Origin of the sequence: Variovorax sp. CCNWLW225, assembly GCF_037204045.1 — a bacterium.
Taxonomy (GTDB): Bacteria; Pseudomonadota; Gammaproteobacteria; order Burkholderiales; family Burkholderiaceae_C; genus Variovorax.
The window spans coordinates 13,206-29,450 of the sequence record NZ_JBBCBV010000032.1 but is presented as its reverse complement, the minus strand read 5'-3'; the positions used below and the strand labels follow the sequence as shown (position 1 = coordinate 29,450).

The window sequence follows — 16,245 nt, the reverse complement described above, 5'->3', positions numbered from 1 at the left end:
AATAAAGGAGGAGGGCGAAGCCCGGGGGACATTCGCGGAGGGGAGTACCCGGTGGCCTTTGCACACGCCCTGAACAGTAGTGCCCTGAACAGCAGCGCCAAGAAAAACAGCACAAAAAACAAAGGCCCACCGTCTCCAGTGGGCCTTTTTCATCGGCGAGCTGAATCAGCTCAAAGCGCCGGAATACGCAGCTTCTGCCCCGGATAGATCTTGTCCGGATGGCTCAGCATCGGCTTGTTGGCTTCGAAAATCGCGTTGTACTTGTTGGCATCGCCGTAGTACTTCTTCGAAATGGCCGAGAGCGTGTCGCCCTTCACCACATCGTGGTACTGCGCGGGCGCTGCCGCCGGTGCAACAAGGTTGTTGTCGACGCTCGTCACATTCGCGACGTTGCCTGCGGCAAGCCCGGCTTTTTCGCTCGCTTCCTGCGAAGGTGCCTGGCCGGCCAGCGTGACGACGCCCGTTGCGGCCGTGTAGGTCACTTCCAGGCCCGTGAGACCGAGATTTTGCGTCTCGATATAGGTCTTGATGGCAGCCGCGGCCTTGGTGTTCGCGTCCGGCTCGGCAGCTTGGGCCGATGAACCGCCGAACAGCTTTTCTCCTGCTTCCTTGATGAAACTCAGCAAACCCATGGGGTACTCCTTCTGCCGTGGTTATTGGGAATCGCGACTGTAACGGCGGCAAGTGACCATGGCGCGTAGTCCCTTGCCGCAAGTGCAAGCGGCGGTAAGCGACATAAAGTCGCAATAATCCCGCCCATGGCTTCCCCCTTCCTCGCGATCGACATCGGCAACACCCGCCTCAAATGGGCTCTCTACGATGCCGCGCATCCGGGAGCGGCGCTGCAGGCGCACGGAGCCGAGTTTCTCGACCACATCGAGCGCCTTGCCGAAGGCCCCTGGGCCAACCTGCCCGCGCCAAGCGCCATGCTGGGCTGCGTGGTGGCCGGCGATGCAGTGCGCCGCCGCGCCGAGGAGCAGATCGTCGAGCGCTTCGAGTGCGCGCCGCGCTGGGTGGTGGCGAGCGCGGCCGAGGCCGGCATCGTCAACGGCTACGACCATCCGACGCGGCTGGGCGCCGACCGCTGGGTCGCGATGATCGGCGCACGCCACCGCATGCTGGGCACGGGGCCCGCACGGCCGATGGTGGTGGTGATGATCGGCACGGCCGTCACGGTGGAGGCCATCGACGCCAGCGGCAAGTTCCTGGGCGGGTTGATCCTGCCGGGCCACGGCATCATGCTGCGCGCGCTCGAATCGGGCACGGCCGGGCTGCACGTGCCCACGGGCGAAGTGCGCGAATTTCCCACCAACACCAGCGACGCGCTCACCAGCGGCGGTACTTATGCCATCGCCGGTGCGGTGGAGCGCATGGTGCAGCACGTGCGCTCGCACTGCGGCGCCGAGCCGGCCTGCTACATGACAGGCGGTGCGGGCTGGAAGATGGCGCCCGTCATGAATGGGGACTTCGAACTCGTCGAAAGCCTGATCATGGACGGCCTGCTGGTCATTGCCCGCGAGCGGGACGGCGGCTGAGCTTTTTCTAAAGAACTCAGGGGCGCATCAGCGCTTCAGCTACCGCCTGGAACGCGGGCAGCGTGAGCGGATCGTTCCCCGCATTGGCCGCCACCGGGTGCGCGGCGTAGCGCACGATCACCATCTCGGCCTTCGGGTCGACATAGATGCTCTGCCCGTGGATGCCGCGCGCCATGTAGGCACCGTGCGGATTGTTCGTCACCCACCACATGTTGCGGTACGACCAGCCTGGCAGCAGCGCGTAGCCGGCCTTGGCGAACTTGGCCGCATCGCCGCCGCGCTGGATGTCTTCGACCACGGCTTTCGGAATGGCCTGCTGCCCGTTGGTCGCACGGCCGCCGTTGCGCATGGTCTCGCCGAAGCGAGCCAGGTCGCGCAGCACGGTGTTGAGCCCGCCGCCGCCAGACTCGGTGCCGATGCGGTCGACCATGAAGTAGGCGTCCTGCTCGGCGCCGATGCGGCGCCAGATCTTCTCGCTCAGCAAGTCGGCGAGCGACTGGTCGCTGACGCGGCGCAGGATCCAGGCGAGCACCTCGGCGTTCACCGTCTTATACGCAAAGGCGGCGTCATGAGCGCCTTCTTTCTGCAGCGTGGCGAGGAATTCGTAGAACGATTTCGGGCCCGTGTAGTTCGGGCCCTGGGTCAGCATGCCGCCGGCGCGCGCATAGTCCCAGACCTCGGCCTTCGGGTCTGCGTAGTTCTCGGAGTAGCGCACGCCGATGGTCATGTCCATCACCTGGCGCACCGTGGCATCGCCGTACGCCGTGTCCTTCAGTTCAGGCAGGTATTTGGTGACGGGTGCCGCAGGGTCGAGCTTGCCTTCGTCCGCCAGGATGGCCGCCAGCGTGCCCACGAAGGATTTGGTGACCGACATCGCGATGTGCGGCCGCTCGGGCGTGAGCGCGCCGAAGTACTTTTCATAGACCACGCGGCCGCGGTGCATTACCAGGATGCCGTCGGTGTAGGTGCGCGGAATCATCTGCGCGAAGGTCACGGTCTCGCCGGTACTCCCGAGGGGCTTGAACGTGACGGCTTCGATGTCGGTGCGCGGCGCCGCCGGCAACGGGCTGGGCGCGCCGCTGCCGCGCCACACATTGGCGGTGGGCACGGTTTCTCGCACGTGCGAAAAGCTCCAGCGCGTGCGCGGAAACACGCCGCCGACGGGGTTGTCGAAGGTGATCAGTTTGTCGGGCGGCGGCGGAAAGCCCTTCATCCAGCCCATCGCCTCGACCGAAGTGGCCGCCGGATCGGGAGGCGCGGCGGGCGCGGGCGTCTGGGCGTTCGAAGAGGTGTTCACGGCAATCAGTGTGAAGGCGGCGACGAGCGCCGTGCGTTGGAAAAAGGACATGGGCTTCGTGGCTCCGGTGGGATTCATCTTCAACTTGCTCGTCAACGGCCGCTGAAGCGCGCCGGCCGGCGCTCGACGAACGAACGCACGCCTTCAGCCGCATCTTCGCTGTTCGACAGGCGCTTCTGCGTTTCGATGAATTCCGACACGGCCGCGAGCGGCCCTTGCTCGACAGCCTTGATCACATTCAGCCGGGTGGCCACCACGGCCAGCGGCGCTTGCGCAGCGATGCGCTGCGCAATGGCCAGCGCCGTGTCGAGCTCCTGCCCGGCCGGCACCACCTTCTGCACGAAGTTGAGGCGATAGGCCTCGGCGCTGTCGAACTCGTCGGCCGTCAGCAGATGCAGCATGGCATTGCCCACGCCCGCGCGCTCGGCCATGCGCAGCGTGGCGCCGCCCGTGGCCATGATGCCGCGCTGAACTTCCATCTGCGAGAAGCGGCAGTTGTCGGCCGCCACCACGATGTCGGCGCCCAGCATCAGCTCGATGCCGACCGTGAAGCAGATGCCCTTCACCGCCACCACCATCGGCTTGGTGCGGCGGCGGTAGCCGGGCAGGCCGAAGTCGTGCGGCTCCACCAACCCGGCGGGAATCGCCTTTTCGCCGCGCTTCATGTACTCGGTGACCGCAGGCAGGTCCAGGCCCGCGGTGAAGTGGTCGCCAAAGGCATGCAGCACGCCCACGCGCAGGTCGGGGTCGTCGTCCAGCCGGGTGTAGGCCTCGGCCAGCTGCTTGAACATCGGCGGCGTCCAGCCGTTGCGCTTGGCGGGGCGGTTGATGCCGATCAGCAGCACATGGTCGATGACCTGCGTGTCGATGCAGCCTTCGGTAGGCGGGGTGGTTGGGGTGATGGGCGTGGCGGTCATGGCGCTTGTCTCCTTTGTTGTTCTTGCCGGGCGCTCAGTACGTGTACACGCCGCGCCCGGTCTTGCGCCCGAGCTGGCCGGCCGCGACCATCTCCTTCAGCAGTGGGCAGGGGCGGTACTTGGAATCGCCGAACTGCTCGAGGTAGACCTCCATCACGGCCAGGCACACATCCAGGCCGATCATGTCGGCCAGCGCCAGCGGGCCGATCGGCTGGTTGCAGCCCAGCTTCATGCCGGCGTCGATGTCTTCGGCGGTGGCAATGCCTTCGGACAGCACGAAGAACGCCTCGTTGATCATCGGCACCAGGATGCGGTTGACCACGAAGCCCGGCGCATTCTTCACCGTGATGGGCGACTTGCCCAGCTTCTCGGCCAGCGCCTTCACGGCGTCGTGCGTGGCGTCGCTCGTCAGGTAGCCGCGGATCAGCTCCACCAGCGCCATCATCGGCACAGGGTTGAAAAAGTGCATGCCGATGAAGCGATCGGCGCGCGAGGTGGCGGCCGCGAGCTGGGTGATGGAGATCGACGAGGTGTTCGATGCAATGATCACCTCGGGTGCCAGCAGCTCGTCGACCTGCTTCAGGATCTTGAGCTTGAGCGCATGGTTCTCGGTGGCGGCTTCGATCACGAGCTGCGCGCTTTTCAGGTCGTCGTAGTTGGTCGAGCCCTTGATCAGCGCGAGCGCCGCGGTCTTCTGCTCGGCCGTGAGCTTTTCTTTCTTGATCAGACGGTCGAGGCTGCCCGAGACAGTGGCCAGGCCCTTGTCGACCGCCGCCTGGGCAATGTCGACCATCACCACATTGACACCGGCCACCGCACAAGCTTGCGCAATGCCATTGCCCATCGTTCCGGCGCCGATGATGCCGACGGTCTGGATCGTCATGAGAAAACTCCTTGAATAAAGAAAAAACTGGATAAGGGGCGCATGGCGCGAAGGCCGCCACGTTGCAGGAGATCGATTGTGAAGCAGCCTCGCCAGGCCGCTGTTGCTGCGAGTGACACGGCCGCCACCGGGTGGCTTACAGTGCGGCGATCGCTTTTTTTCTCTTCTCTTTTTCGACCCCGACCATGACCACCCTCGGCACCCCTCTTTCCCCCTCCGCTACCCGCGTGATGCTGCTCGGCTCCGGCGAGCTCGGCAAGGAGGTGCTGATCGCCCTGCAGCGCCTGGGCGTCGAGACCATCGCGGTCGACCGCTACGAGAACGCGCCCGGCCAGCAGGTGGCGCACCATGCGCGCACCATCACCATGAGCGACCCGGAGCAGCTCAAGGCGCTGATCGAGGCCGAGAAGCCCACCCTCGTGGTGCCCGAGATCGAGGCCATTGCCACGCCGATGCTGCAGCAGCTCGAAGACGCGGGCGTGGTGCGCGTGATTCCCACCGCTCGCGCCGCGCGCCTCACGATGGACCGCGAAGGCATTCGCCGCCTGGCCGCCGAAACGCTGGGCGTGCCCACCAGCCCCTACAAGTTCTGCGATTCGCTGGCCGAGCTGCAGGCGGCCATCGACGCCGGCATTGGGTACCCCTGCATCGTCAAGCCCGTGATGAGCAGCTCCGGCAAGGGCCAGAGCAAGATCGACGGCCCTGCCGACGTGCAGAAGGCCTGGGACTACGCCATGGCCGGCGGCCGCGTGAGCCACGGGCGAGTGATCGTCGAAGGCTTCATCGACTTCGACTACGAGATCACGCTGCTCACCGTTCGCGCCAAGGACGCGGCCGGCGCGGTGCAGACGCAGTTCTGCGAACCCATCGGCCATGTGCAGGTGAGCGGCGACTATGTCGAAAGCTGGCAGCCGCACCCCATGGCACCTGCCGCGCTGCAGAAGGCGCAGCAGATCGCGCAGGCCGTCACGGCTGACCTCGGCGGCCAGGGCCTCTTCGGCGTCGAGCTGTTCGTGAAGGGCGAAGAGGTCTGGTTCAGCGAAGTGAGCCCGCGTCCGCACGACACCGGCATGGTGACCATGGCTACCCAGTGGCAGAACGAGTTCGAGCTGCATGCGCGCGCGATCCTCGGCTTGCCGGTGGACACCTCGCTCAAGAGCCCGGGCGCGAGCGCGGTGATCTACGGCGGTGTCGACGCCACCGGCATTGCGTTCGACGGCGTGGCCGAGGCGCTGCAGGTGCCCGGCAGCGATATCCGGCTGTTCGGCAAGCCAGAGAGCTTTGCCAAGCGCCGCATGGGCGTGGCCCTCGCGCATGCGGGCGATGTGGACACCGCGCGCGTCAACGCCAAGGAAGCCGCCTCGCGCGTGAAGCCGCGCAAGGCCTGAGCGGCCCGCGCAAGCAGGCAAGCACAGCCAGTTTTCGCAAGCCGGGCCGGAGGCGCGAAGGCATCGTGCAAAGGAGACCGGGCGAACGCCGCCCGGCCCACCGGAGACACCATGCCGCACCCCCAGGCCCACGCCCTGTTCGAAGGCGCCCAGCGCACTGCCGCGCAACCCGAAGCATTGCCGAACGCCGGAACGCGCCGGGCGTTCGCATGAGCCTAGGGAAAGTCCCCGCGCAAATGCATGCCGCGCAGCAGGCCCTCGCCGCTACGATCCTGCCAACGCAGCGCCGGCCATTGGCCGGCCGCGGCCCGATGCAGGAGACAGACAGCATGCAGCGATCGAACACGACGTTGCCAGGCAGCGGCGCCGGGCAGCGCGGAGAGCGCCTGATGTGGCTCACGCACCAGCGCGTGTTCTATGCAGGGCTGCTCGGGGCCGCAGCCGAACGCACCATGGGCGGGTACGGCGTGTATGTGTCGCCCGCCGTCGCACCGCCCAACCGCCTGCGCATCGGCGGCGGCGCATGGCAAACGGGCGCGCTGTTCGTGGTGCCCCCGCAGGTGCCGCACCGCGTTGAAAGCGCACACCCGCTCATCTTCAATCTGCTGATCGAATCGGAGTCGGTCGATCCCTCTCGCCTGCCCGATTACCTGCAGCACTGCGGCCCGGTCGATGCGCCCGCGTTCGTGCAGCGCATGCGCGATGCGCACACCCATCTGCTTGCGCTCTCGGGGCGCCAGAGCTTCGAAGGGCTGGAGTTCGACCGCCTGTTCTTCGGCGAGGACCTGGCGCCGCGCGCACTCGATCCGCGCATCCGCAAGGTCATCGATGCCATCAACGCCGACCCGGCCGCGCCTACTTCGGCCGAAGACTGCGCGGCTTCGGTGCACCTGTCTTTCTCGCGCTTTCTGCACTTGTTCAAGCAGGAAACGGGCACGGCGTTTCGCGCCTTCCGGGCCTGGAAGCGCGCGCGGAGCCTGCTGCGCTACGTGCGCCAGACCAGCACGCTGACCGACATTGCGCTGGACACTGGCTACCCCGATTCGACGCACTTCAGCCATTCGATCCGCCAGGTGTATGGGCTCAAGCCCAGCGACATCGTGGCCGGCTCGCGCCGCCTGGCGCTGCACGACGCGGCCGGCGGATACAGGCAGTAGCGCGAAAAAAGAGGCCGCATGCAAATACTCCAGCTCCTGCTGTCTGGCATTGCGCAAGGCTGCATCTATGGGCTGATTGCGCTGGGCTTCGTGCTCATCTACAAGGCCACCGAAACCGTGAGTTTTGCGCAGGGCGACCTGATGATGCTCGGAGCCTTCGGTGCGTTTGCCGGCATGTCGCTGTTCGGCATGCCGTTCTGGCTTGCGGCGGTGCTGGCGCTGGTGGCCATGGCGGCTTTCGGCGTGCTGCTCGAACTGGTGGTGATTCGCCCCATCCTCGGGCAGCCGCAGTTCTCCATCGTGATGCTGACCATCGGCATTGCGTACGTGGCGCGCGGGCTCATCACCATGGTGCCGGGCATCGGCACCGACACCCACACGCTCGCCGTTCCGTACAAGGACCAGATATGGAAGGTGGGCGAGCTGGTGGTCAACCTGGAGCAGCTCGCCATCATCATTGCCACTGCCATCCTCTGCGGGCTGCTGTTTGCGATGTTCCGCTACAGCAAGCTGGGCATTGCGATGCAGGCCTCTTCGCAGAACCAGCTCGCGGCCTATTACATGGGCATTCCGGTGAAGCGGCTCAACGGGCTGGTGTGGGGCCTGGCGGCGGCGGTGGCGGCCATTGCCGGCATGCTGCTCGCGCCCATTACCTTCGTGCACGCGAACATGGGCTTCATCGGGCTCAAGGCTTTTCCGGCCGCGGTGGTGGGCGGATTCGGCAGCCTGCCGGGCGCCATCGTCGGCGGGCTGGTGATCGGCATCGTCGAATCGTTCGCCGGGTTCTACCTGCCCGATGGGTTCAAGGACACGGCACCGTACATCGTCGTGCTGCTGATGCTCATGATCAAGCCCAACGGCCTGTTCGGCGAGAAGCTGCGCAAGAAGGTGTAGCCCGATATGCGCTTCATCTTCAAGACCAGCTACGACCAGGACATCCGCCTTGCGCGGCACGGCGGCCATGTGTTCTGGTACGGCCTGCTCGTCGCTTTCCTGCTTGTTGCCCCGTGGGTGATCGACGAGTACTGGCTCGCGCAGCTGACCTTCGTGCTGATCTACGGCATCGTCGGATTGGGGCTGATGCTGCTCGCCGGCTTCACAGGGCAGTTTTCCATCGGGCATGCGGCCTTTCTCGGGGCGGGTGCGTACACGCAAGGCGTGCTGACCAACATGGGCGTGCCGTTCCCCATTGCGCTGCTCGCGGCCGCAGCGCTCTCGGCGGGGGTTGGCGTGGTGGTGGCCTTGCCGGCGTTGCGGGTGAAGGGTATCTACCTTGGCATTGCGACGCTGTCGTTCGGCTTCATCGTCGAGGAAGTGTTCGCGCGCTGGGAGAGCGTGACCGGCGGCAACGCGGGGCTGCACGTGAAGTCGCCGCAGCTCTTCGGCTGGTCGCTGGGCTCGGGCGAGGGCTTCTACTTTCTGTGCCTGGTGGTGGCGGTGCTCAGCACGCTGGGCATTCTGAATCTGCTGCGCTCACCGACAGGGCGCGCCTTCGTCGCGATTCGTGATTCGGAAATATCGGCGCAGAGCATGGGCATTCACCTGGCGCGCTACAAGACGATGTCGTTCGCGATCTCGGCCGCGCTCGCGGGCCTGGGCGGCGCGCTGTATGCACACAAGCTCAGCTTCATCTCGCCGGACCAGTTCAACATCCTGCAATCGATAGATCTGCTGCTGATGGTGGTGATCGGCGGCCTGGGCTCGGTGCATGGCGCGTTCCTGGGCGCGATCTTTTTGATTGCAATGCCGCAGCTGATCTCGATGGGCAAGGACTGGCTGCCAGCTGTAGTGGGCCAGGCGCCGGGGCTGCAGGGGCTGGTGTACGGCGTGGTGCTGATCGCGTTTGTGCTGTTCGAGCCGTTGGGCCTGTATGGCCGGTGGCTGAAGATCCGCACCTGGCTGCAGCTCTTTCCGTTCTACCGCAAGGGCCTGTTCAAGCGGCAGAAGTCGTTCACCAAATCGGACCGGCTGAGATGAGCGGCGCGGACGTCCTTCTTTCGGCCAAGGACCTGAGCGTGCGCTTCGGCGGCGTGCTGGCGGTCAACAAGGTGAGCTTCGACGTGCGGCGCGGCGAGGTGTTCACGCTGATCGGCCCCAACGGCGCCGGCAAGACGACGGTGTTCAACCTGATCAGCCGCATCTACACGCCGACCATGGGCGAGATCACATGGCATGGCGAGGCCTCGGGCCCGCTGGCGTTGACGCAGCAGGCACCGCACGCGATTGCGGCGCTGGGCATTGCGCGCACTTTCCAGAACATCGAACTCTTCGAGCATGCGACTGTCTTGCACAACCTGCTGATCGGCCGCCACACGCATCGGCAGACGGGTTTCTGGAGCGAGGTGTTTTTTACGCCCGCCACGCGGCGTGCCGAGATTGCGGCGCGCGAAAAGGCGGAGCAGGTGATCGACCTGCTGGACTTGCAGCATCACCGCGATTCGATGGTCGCCGGTTTGCCTTACGGCGTGCGCAAGGTGGTGGAGCTGGCGCGCGCGCTGTGCACCGAGCCGAAGCTGCTGTTGCTCGATGAGCCGTCTTCAGGGCTCAACGTGGAAGAGACAGCGGACATGGCGTTCTGGATTCAGGACATTCAGCATGAGCTGGGTGTTTCGGTGCTGATGGTGGAGCACGACATGTCTTTGGTATCGAAGGTCTCGGACCGTGTGCTTGCCATGAACATGGGCGAGGTGCTGGCTACGGGCACGCCGCGCGAGGTGCAGGCTGATTCGCGCGTTGTCGAAGCCTATCTTGGGACTGTGGATGATGTGAGCAGCTTGAGGAGGGTGGCGGCGTGAATGTCCTGTTCGCTGCTTCGTTGGAGACGCCCGGTATGCGGTACGGCGCGGACGCCCCCACTACGCCGGCCCTCCGGGCTCCCTTCCGGTGCTCGCTTTCCGCGGGGTCTCGCCCAAACTCGCTTCGCTCAAACAAGGGCGAGCCCTTATCCGCGGAAAGCTGCGCTCCTCAGCGGCGCAGAGGGGGCGCCCACCCCGCACCGCACACCGGGCTTGAGCGGAGGAGGAACCACCCTGAGCGTGCCCACGGCGTTGGGGCCCCTGCCGCGGGCGGGCCGTTGAGGCGCCGCCGAGCAGCGGAGCGACAGGCGGATCAGGGCTCGCCCTTGTTTGAGCGAAGCGAGTTTGGGCGAGACCCCGCCTGTCGTGAGCAGCGCAGGGGAGCCGCGAAGCGGCCGGTGACGTCGGCCCGACCGGGGCAGGGGCCCCAACGCCGCCCCCCATCCGAAGCAAACGAGGCGACGCAATGACCGACGTCGTACTCCAGCTGCTAAACGTCGAAAGCGCCTACGGCCCCATCAAGGCCATCCGTGGCGTGAGCCTGAAAGTAAGGCAAGGCGAGATCGTGACTGTCCTGGGATCGAATGGCGCAGGAAAAACGACCATCCTCAAAACCATCTCGGGAATCATCGATCCTAGAAAAGGCAGCATCGAATTCCAGGGCAAGAACATCACCGCCAAGGACCCGGCGCACATCGTGCAGCAGGGCCTGAGCCACGTGCCCGAAGGCCGCGAGGTGTTTCCGCTGCTTTCGGTGAAAGACAACTTGCTGATGGGTGCCTACACCCGCAAGGACCGCGACGGCGTGGCGCGGGACATGGAGAGCGTCTACACCTACTTTCCCATCCTGCGAGAACGTGCCACGCAGGACGCCGGCCTGCTCTCGGGCGGCCAGCAGCAGATGCTCGCCATTTCGCGCGCCATCATGGCGGCGCCGCATCTCATTTTGCTGGACGAGCCCAGCCTTGGCCTCAGCCCCAAGCTGACAAAGGAGATCTTCGAGATCGTCGTGCGTATCAACCGTGAGCGCGGCACCACCATCTTGCTGGTGGAGCAGAACGCCAACATGGCGCTCAATGCTTCCGACCATGGCTATGTGCTCGAGAACGGCCGCATCGTCATGGAAGACACCTGCGAGCGCCTGCGCGAGAAGGAGGACATCAAGGAGTTTTACCTCGGTGTCAAGGACGACGGCGTGCGCGGCGAGCGGCGCTGGAAAAAGAAGAAGACCTGGAGATGAGGGCATGAGCACAACTGCCTTGCGCGCTCCCGCCGGCCTCTGGGACCTGGCGCACCTGCAGCCGAAGCCCGGCATCGTGGTGCCCGGCGAGACCATTCCCGCCGTGTTCTGGAAGGCCGTGGAACTGCGTGCCGACAAGGTGTGGATGCGGCAGAAGGAATTCGGCATCTGGCGCGCCTGGACCTGGCGGCAAACCGCCGATGCGGTGCGCGAGATTGCGGGTGGGCTGCTGGCGCTCGGCTTTGGCCAAGGGGAGTGCGCTTCGATCCTCGCCAACACCGTCATCGAATGGGTGCTGTGCGATGTTGCCGTGCTCAGCTGCGGCGGTGTGTCCAACGGCATCTACCCCACCGACGCGGCTTCGCAGGTGCACTATCTTTGCGAAGACTCCCGCACCACGGTGCTCTTCGTGGAAGACGACGAGCAGCTGGACAAGGCGCTCGAAGTGCGTGCGCGGTTGCCGATGCTGCGCAAGATTGTCGTGTTCGACATGGAGGGCCTGCGCGACCTCGACGACCCGGGCGTCATCAGCCTTGACGCTTTGCGCCTGCTCGGCCGTGAATACCTGCAGGCCCATCCGCAGGCGCTGGAGCAGCGCATTGCCGCCTGCCGGCCCGAAGACCTGGCCATCCTCGTCTACACCTCGGGCACCACCGGCAAACCCAAGGGCGCCATGCACAGCCACCACGGGCTGGTGTACACCATGCGCGGCTACAACTCCCTGCTGGCGCAGGGCGAGGGCGACGAGCGCATGTGCTTTCTGCCGCTGTGCCACATCGCCGAGCGCATGGGCGGCGAATACTTCGCGATGTACACCGGCTCGATTCTCAACTTCGTCGAGAACCCGGAGACGGTGCCCGAGAACGTGCGCGAGATCTCGCCCACCGTGTTCACCGCCGTGCCGCGCGTGTGGGAAAAGTTCTATTCGGGCGTGATGATCGCGCTGAAGGAAGCGAGCCGGCTGCAGCAGGCCGCCTACGGCTGGAGTATTGGCGTGGGCCAGCAGATAGCCGAGCGCGTGCTGCAGGGCCAGCCGGTGGGCGCGGGGCTGCGCCTCAAGTTCCACGTGGCGCGCTGGCTGGCGCTCAACAACGTGCGCAAGCTCATCGGGATTCACCGGGCGCGTTTTCTGGTTACCGGCGCGGCGCCGATTTCGCCCGACCTTGTGCGCTGGTACCTCGCTCTTGGAGTACCCATGCTGGAGGTGTGGGGCATGACGGAGTCTTGTGGCGCCTCCACCGGCGTGCCGCCGTCGCGCATCATGCCGGGCTCCATCGGGCCGGCCACCAGCTACAACGAGGTTCGGCTCGACCCGGAGACCGGCGAAATCCTGGTGCGCGGCCCCAATGTCTTCATGGGATACCTCAATCTGCCCGAAAAAACGGCCGAAACCATCGACGCCGACGGCTGGCTGCACACCGGCGATGTGGGAACGGTCGACGCGGGAGGGTATTTCCGCATCACCGACCGCATGAAGGACATCATCATCACGGCAGGTGGAAAGAACATCACGCCGAGCGAGCTGGAGAATGAGCTCAAGTTCAGCCCCTACATCACCGACGCAGTGGTGATCGGCGACAAGAGACCTTACCTGACGGTGATCGTCATGATCGATCAGGAGAACGTCGAGAAGTTTGCGCAGGACCACGATGTGCCGTTCAGCAACTACGAAAGCCTGACGCGTGCGCAAGAGGTGCTGGACCTGATCCAGGGCGAGATCGATCGCGTCAACGCGAAGTTTGCGCGGGTCGAGCAGATCAAGAAGTTCTTCCTGCTCGAAACGCAGTTGAGTGCCGAGGACGAAGAGCTCACGCCCACGATGAAGCTCAAGCGGAAACTGGTGCAGGCCAAGTACGCCGAGCGCATCGAGGCGATGTATCGCTGACGGACATTGCCGAACCGTTTTTTGTCAACCCGAGGAGACAACCCCATGAAGCTCAAGACAGTGACGACTCTGGCCGTGCTGGGCCTGATCGCGACGTTCGCGTCCGCGCAGCAACAGGGCGTGAGCAAGGACGAGATCCGGATCGGCACGATCCAGGACTTGTCGGGGCCGCTCGCGGGCTTCGGCAAGCAGGCGCGCAACGGCATGCAGCTGCGCGTGGACGAACTCAACGAGCAGGGCAACATCAATGGCCGCAAGCTCAAGCTCTTTGTCGAAGATTCGGGCTACGACCCGAAGAAGGCCGTGCTCGCGGCGCAGAAGCTGGTCAACCAGGAAAAGATCTTCATCATGGCCGGCCACATCGGCACAGCGCAGAACATGGCGGCCATGCCGGTGCAGTTCGAGAAGAACATCGTCAACTTCATGCCCATTACCGCGGCGCGCGAAATGTACGACCCGCTGCACCGGCTCAAGTATTCGTTCGCTGCCACCTACTACGACCAGATCCGCCTCGCCTTGCCGAAGATGATCAAGGAGAAGGGCGCCAAGAAGGTCTGCACCATCTACCAGGACGACGAGTTCGGGCTCGAGGTGCAGCGCGGCGCCGAGGCGGGCCTGAAAACGGCGGGAATGGAACTGGCGGAGAAAACCTCGTTCAAGCGCGGCGCCACCGACTTCAGCTCGCAGGTTGCCAAGATGAAGGCCGCCAACTGCGACCTGGTGGTGCTCGGCACCATCATCCGCGAGACCATCGGCACCGTGGGCGAGGCGCGCAAGACCGGCTTCAACCCGACCTTCCTGGGTTCGAGCGCGGCGTATACCGACCTGATTCACAAGCTGGGCGGCAAGGCGATGGACGGCATCTACGCCACCATGACGGTGCAGAACCCGTACACCGACGAGCAGTCGCAGCCGCTGCGCTTCTGGGCCAACAAGTACAAGACCAAGTTCAACGAAGACCCGACGGTGTTCTCGGTGTATGGCTACGTGATCATCGATTCGTTCATCAAGGCGGCGCAAAAGGCCGGCCCCGGCCTTTCGACCGACAGCTTCATCAAGGCCATGGACAGCATGACCTTCGAGCCCGACATGTTCGGCAGCGCGAAGAGCACCTACACCGCCACCAAGCGCCTGGGCAACGACCAATCGCGGTTGTCCCAGATCAAGGACGGGAAATGGGTCGTCGTGTCTGACTATGTGACACCATAACGGGCACCATGCCCAATTACTGGTTGATGAAATCCGAGCCCGACGAGGTCTCGATCGACGACGCGCTCGCCGCGCCCAACGCCACGGTGGCGTGGACCGGCGTGCGCAACTATCAGGCACGCAACTTCATGCGCGACGGCATGAAGGTCGGCGACGGCGTGCTGTTCTATCACTCGAGCTGCCCGGAGCCCGGCATCGCGGGCATTGCGCGCGTGGCCTCGGGCATCAAGCCCGACCCGACACAGTTCGACCCGAAGTCTCCGTACTACGACGCGGCCTCGAAGAAGGAAGACCCGCGCTGGCTGCTGGTCGACGTGCAGGCCGTGCGCAAGACCCGGCTGCTGGCGCTGCCCGAGCTGCGCGCCAAGCCCGAGCTGGCCGAGCTGGTCGTGCTGCGCAAGGGCAACCGGCTGTCGATCACGCCGGTCGATCCCGCGCATTGGCGGGTCATCGAGAAGATGCTGGGCTGAATCGGTCAGCCCACGCGCTGAAGAATGGGAAACAGCTTGCCGAGGCCGTCGGCCATCACCTCCACCGCGAGTGCGGCGAGGATCAGGCCCATGAGCCGCGTCATGATGTTGATGCCGGTCTTGCCCAGCACACGGGCGATCGGCTGCGCAAGCGAGAACGCCAGCGCAGTGGCCAGTGCCACCACCACACCGTAGCCGACCAGCAAGCCGAGCTCCCACAGGTGCTGCGTCTTGTCGGCGTAGATCACCACCGTGGATATGGTGGCCGGCCCGGTGAGCAGCGGAATGGTGAGCGGCACCACCGCGATGGACGCGCCCATGGAGGCTTTTACCTCGGTGGCGCGCAGCTCTTCGACGTTGGTCTTGCTCTCCGCCGGCTTGGCATTGAGCATCGACAGCGAGCTCATGAGCAGCAGCAGGCCGCCGCCCACCTGGAAGCTGGCAATCGAAATGCCGAAGAACGCCAGCAGCTGCAGCCCGATCAGCGCGCTGACCGCAATGACCACGAAGGCGCTGAAGGCCGACATGCGCACCGTGTGCCGCCGCTGCGCATCCGAATACCCCTGCGTGTAGTGGATGAAGAAGGGCACGATAGCCAGCGGGTTGACGATGGCCACCAGCGTAACCAGCGGCTTGATCAAGTCCATCGAGGTGCTCATCGGAAGGCCTCCGCGCTGCGCGCTGCGGTATTCGCCTTGGGAGCGGCCCTGCGGCTCATGCCTACCTTCCTCCCGTCACGTCGAGCAGGGCCATGGTGGTGTAGCTGGCCTCGGCGGACAGCAGCCACAGGATGGCGCCGGCAATTTCCTCGGCGCTGCCGGTGCGCTGCATCGGCACGGTGGGTGCCAGGTCGAAGGCGCGGTCGGGCATGCCGCCCGAGGCGTGGATTTCGGTATCGATCAGGCCCGGGCGCACCGCGTTCACGCGAATGCCCTCGGCGGCGACCTCCTTGGCCAGGCCGATGGTGAAGGTGTCGATGGCGCCCTTGCTGGCCGCGTAGTCGACGTACTGGTCGGGCGAACCCAGCCGCGCGGCGCCGCTGGAGATGTTGACAATGGCGCCCCCCGAACCGCCGTGCCGGGTGCTCATGCGCCGGACGGCTTCGCGCGCGCAGATGAAGCTGCCGATCACGTTGACGCGGAACATGCGCTCCAGGCGCGCCACGCTCATTTGCTCGACGCGCGCCTGCACGTCGACCACGCCGGCGTTGTTGACCAGCGCCGTGAGGCGGCCGAGCTTGGCATCGACCTTTTCGAACATGGCAAGCACCTGGGCCTCGTCGCCCACGTCGGCCTGCACGGCCATGGCGGTGCCGCCGCCCGCACGAATGGTGCGCACCACTTCGTCGGCGGCGAGCGAGTTGCTGGCGTAGTTGACGGCCACCGCGTAGCCGCGCTGCGCCGCCAGCAGGGCCGTCGCGGCGCCGATGCCGCGGCTGCCGCCCGTGATCAAGAGCACCTGGTCCAAAA

At 65.3% G+C, this 16,245-nt stretch carries 16 protein-coding genes; 10 read left to right on the top strand and 6 right to left on the bottom strand.

The window, feature by feature from the left end; all coding sequences use genetic code 11:
* Positions 1-170: 170 nt before the first annotated feature.
* Positions 171-632 carry a peptidoglycan-binding protein LysM gene (gene lysM / locus V9L20_RS26625; RefSeq protein WP_126749877.1) on the bottom strand — a complete coding sequence of 154 codons (462 nt, stop codon included), beginning with the start codon at positions 630-632 and terminating at the stop codon, positions 171-173.
* A 126-nt stretch (positions 633-758) separates the two neighbouring features.
* Between lysM and V9L20_RS26620 the strand changes: the two genes are divergently transcribed.
* A complete protein-coding gene (locus V9L20_RS26620; RefSeq protein WP_337298833.1) occupies positions 759-1,535 on the top strand; it encodes a type III pantothenate kinase in 777 nt (258 codons plus the stop codon).
* A gap of 16 nt (positions 1,536-1,551) precedes the next feature.
* On the opposite strand, the gene V9L20_RS26615 is transcribed toward V9L20_RS26620, so the two are convergent.
* From V9L20_RS26615 to V9L20_RS26605, 3 genes are read right to left on the bottom strand one after another with little or no spacing between them, the layout of a single operon-like run.
* A complete protein-coding gene (locus V9L20_RS26615) occupies positions 1,552-2,883 on the bottom strand; it encodes a serine hydrolase domain-containing protein (protein ID WP_337298832.1) in 1,332 nt (443 codons plus the stop codon).
* 41 nt (positions 2,884-2,924) lie between these two features.
* The gene (locus tag V9L20_RS26610; protein WP_337298831.1) at positions 2,925-3,749 is read right to left on the bottom strand and encodes a crotonase/enoyl-CoA hydratase family protein; all 825 of its coding nucleotides are present in this window, start codon (positions 3,747-3,749) and stop codon (positions 2,925-2,927) included.
* A gap of 34 nt (positions 3,750-3,783) precedes the next feature.
* Positions 3,784-4,632, bottom strand: coding sequence for a 3-hydroxybutyryl-CoA dehydrogenase (locus V9L20_RS26605; protein WP_126749873.1), 849 nt, complete (start codon positions 4,630-4,632; stop codon positions 3,784-3,786).
* A gap of 185 nt (positions 4,633-4,817) precedes the next feature.
* On the opposite strand from V9L20_RS26605, the gene purT reads away from it, so the two are divergent.
* From purT to V9L20_RS26560, 9 genes are all read left to right on the top strand, one after another.
* Positions 4,818-6,020 (top strand): formate-dependent phosphoribosylglycinamide formyltransferase, encoded by a 1,203-nt coding sequence (gene purT, locus V9L20_RS26600; protein WP_258502736.1) that lies wholly within the window; start codon positions 4,818-4,820, stop codon positions 6,018-6,020.
* A gap of 329 nt (positions 6,021-6,349) precedes the next feature.
* Entirely contained in the window at positions 6,350-7,177 is an 828-nt protein-coding gene (locus V9L20_RS26595; RefSeq protein WP_337298830.1) for an AraC family transcriptional regulator, read from the top strand.
* A gap of 18 nt (positions 7,178-7,195) precedes the next feature.
* Entirely contained in the window at positions 7,196-8,071 is an 876-nt protein-coding gene (locus V9L20_RS26590) for a branched-chain amino acid ABC transporter permease (protein ID WP_281146669.1), read from the top strand.
* 6 nt (positions 8,072-8,077) lie between these two features.
* Positions 8,078-9,154, top strand: a complete 1,077-nt coding sequence (locus V9L20_RS26585) for a branched-chain amino acid ABC transporter permease (RefSeq protein ID WP_337298829.1) — start codon at positions 8,078-8,080, stop codon at positions 9,152-9,154.
* Positions 9,151-9,972 carry an ABC transporter ATP-binding protein gene (locus V9L20_RS26580; RefSeq protein WP_337298828.1) on the top strand — a complete coding sequence of 274 codons (822 nt, stop codon included), beginning with the start codon at positions 9,151-9,153 and terminating at the stop codon, positions 9,970-9,972. Before V9L20_RS26585 ends, V9L20_RS26580 begins: the two co-directional genes overlap by 4 nt.
* A gap of 466 nt (positions 9,973-10,438) precedes the next feature.
* Positions 10,439-11,212 (top strand): ABC transporter ATP-binding protein, encoded by a 774-nt coding sequence (locus tag V9L20_RS26575; protein WP_337298827.1) that lies wholly within the window; start codon positions 10,439-10,441, stop codon positions 11,210-11,212.
* Positions 11,213-11,216: 4 nt separating this feature from the next.
* The gene (locus tag V9L20_RS26570) at positions 11,217-13,097 is read left to right on the top strand and encodes an AMP-dependent synthetase/ligase (protein WP_337298826.1); all 1,881 of its coding nucleotides are present in this window, start codon (positions 11,217-11,219) and stop codon (positions 13,095-13,097) included.
* Positions 13,098-13,142: 45 nt separating this feature from the next.
* Positions 13,143-14,306: an ABC transporter substrate-binding protein gene (locus V9L20_RS26565; RefSeq protein WP_258502729.1), complete on the top strand. Its 1,164-nt coding sequence runs from the start codon at positions 13,143-13,145 to the stop codon at positions 14,304-14,306.
* 8 nt (positions 14,307-14,314) lie between these two features.
* Positions 14,315-14,776, top strand: a complete 462-nt coding sequence (locus V9L20_RS26560) for an EVE domain-containing protein (protein ID WP_337298825.1) — start codon at positions 14,315-14,317, stop codon at positions 14,774-14,776.
* A gap of 5 nt (positions 14,777-14,781) precedes the next feature.
* Here the strand turns inward: V9L20_RS26560 and V9L20_RS26555 are convergent, their stop codons facing one another.
* A complete protein-coding gene (locus V9L20_RS26555) occupies positions 14,782-15,435 on the bottom strand; it encodes a MarC family protein (protein WP_015867683.1) in 654 nt (217 codons plus the stop codon).
* A gap of 61 nt (positions 15,436-15,496) precedes the next feature.
* The gene (locus V9L20_RS26550) at positions 15,497-16,243 is read right to left on the bottom strand and encodes an SDR family oxidoreductase (RefSeq protein ID WP_337298824.1); all 747 of its coding nucleotides are present in this window, start codon (positions 16,241-16,243) and stop codon (positions 15,497-15,499) included.
* Between the last annotated feature and the right edge of the window lie 2 nt (positions 16,244-16,245).

Coding starts and splice junctions, on each gene's coding strand:
- V9L20_RS26555 (WP_015867683.1), bottom strand. CDS start 15,435: ATGAGCACCTCGATGGACTTGATCAAGCCGCTGGTTACGCTGGTGGCC.
- V9L20_RS26580 (WP_337298828.1), top strand. CDS start 9,151: ATGAGCGGCGCGGACGTCCTTCTTTCGGCCAAGGACCTGAGCGTGCGC.
- V9L20_RS26615 (WP_337298832.1), bottom strand. CDS start 2,883: ATGTCCTTTTTCCAACGCACGGCGCTCGTCGCCGCCTTCACACTGATT.
- V9L20_RS26610 (WP_337298831.1), bottom strand. CDS start 3,749: ATGACCGCCACGCCCATCACCCCAACCACCCCGCCTACCGAAGGCTGC.
- V9L20_RS26585 (WP_337298829.1), top strand. CDS start 8,078: ATGCGCTTCATCTTCAAGACCAGCTACGACCAGGACATCCGCCTTGCG.
- lysM (WP_126749877.1), bottom strand. CDS start 632: ATGGGTTTGCTGAGTTTCATCAAGGAAGCAGGAGAAAAGCTGTTCGGC.
- purT (WP_258502736.1), top strand. CDS start 4,818: ATGACCACCCTCGGCACCCCTCTTTCCCCCTCCGCTACCCGCGTGATG.
- V9L20_RS26595 (WP_337298830.1), top strand. CDS start 6,350: ATGCAGCGATCGAACACGACGTTGCCAGGCAGCGGCGCCGGGCAGCGC.
- V9L20_RS26605 (WP_126749873.1), bottom strand. CDS start 4,632: ATGACGATCCAGACCGTCGGCATCATCGGCGCCGGAACGATGGGCAAT.
- V9L20_RS26565 (WP_258502729.1), top strand. CDS start 13,143: ATGAAGCTCAAGACAGTGACGACTCTGGCCGTGCTGGGCCTGATCGCG.
- V9L20_RS26570 (WP_337298826.1), top strand. CDS start 11,217: ATGAGCACAACTGCCTTGCGCGCTCCCGCCGGCCTCTGGGACCTGGCG.
- V9L20_RS26620 (WP_337298833.1), top strand. CDS start 759: ATGGCTTCCCCCTTCCTCGCGATCGACATCGGCAACACCCGCCTCAAA.
- V9L20_RS26590 (WP_281146669.1), top strand. CDS start 7,196: ATGCAAATACTCCAGCTCCTGCTGTCTGGCATTGCGCAAGGCTGCATC.
- V9L20_RS26575 (WP_337298827.1), top strand. CDS start 10,439: ATGACCGACGTCGTACTCCAGCTGCTAAACGTCGAAAGCGCCTACGGC.
- V9L20_RS26560 (WP_337298825.1), top strand. CDS start 14,315: ATGCCCAATTACTGGTTGATGAAATCCGAGCCCGACGAGGTCTCGATC.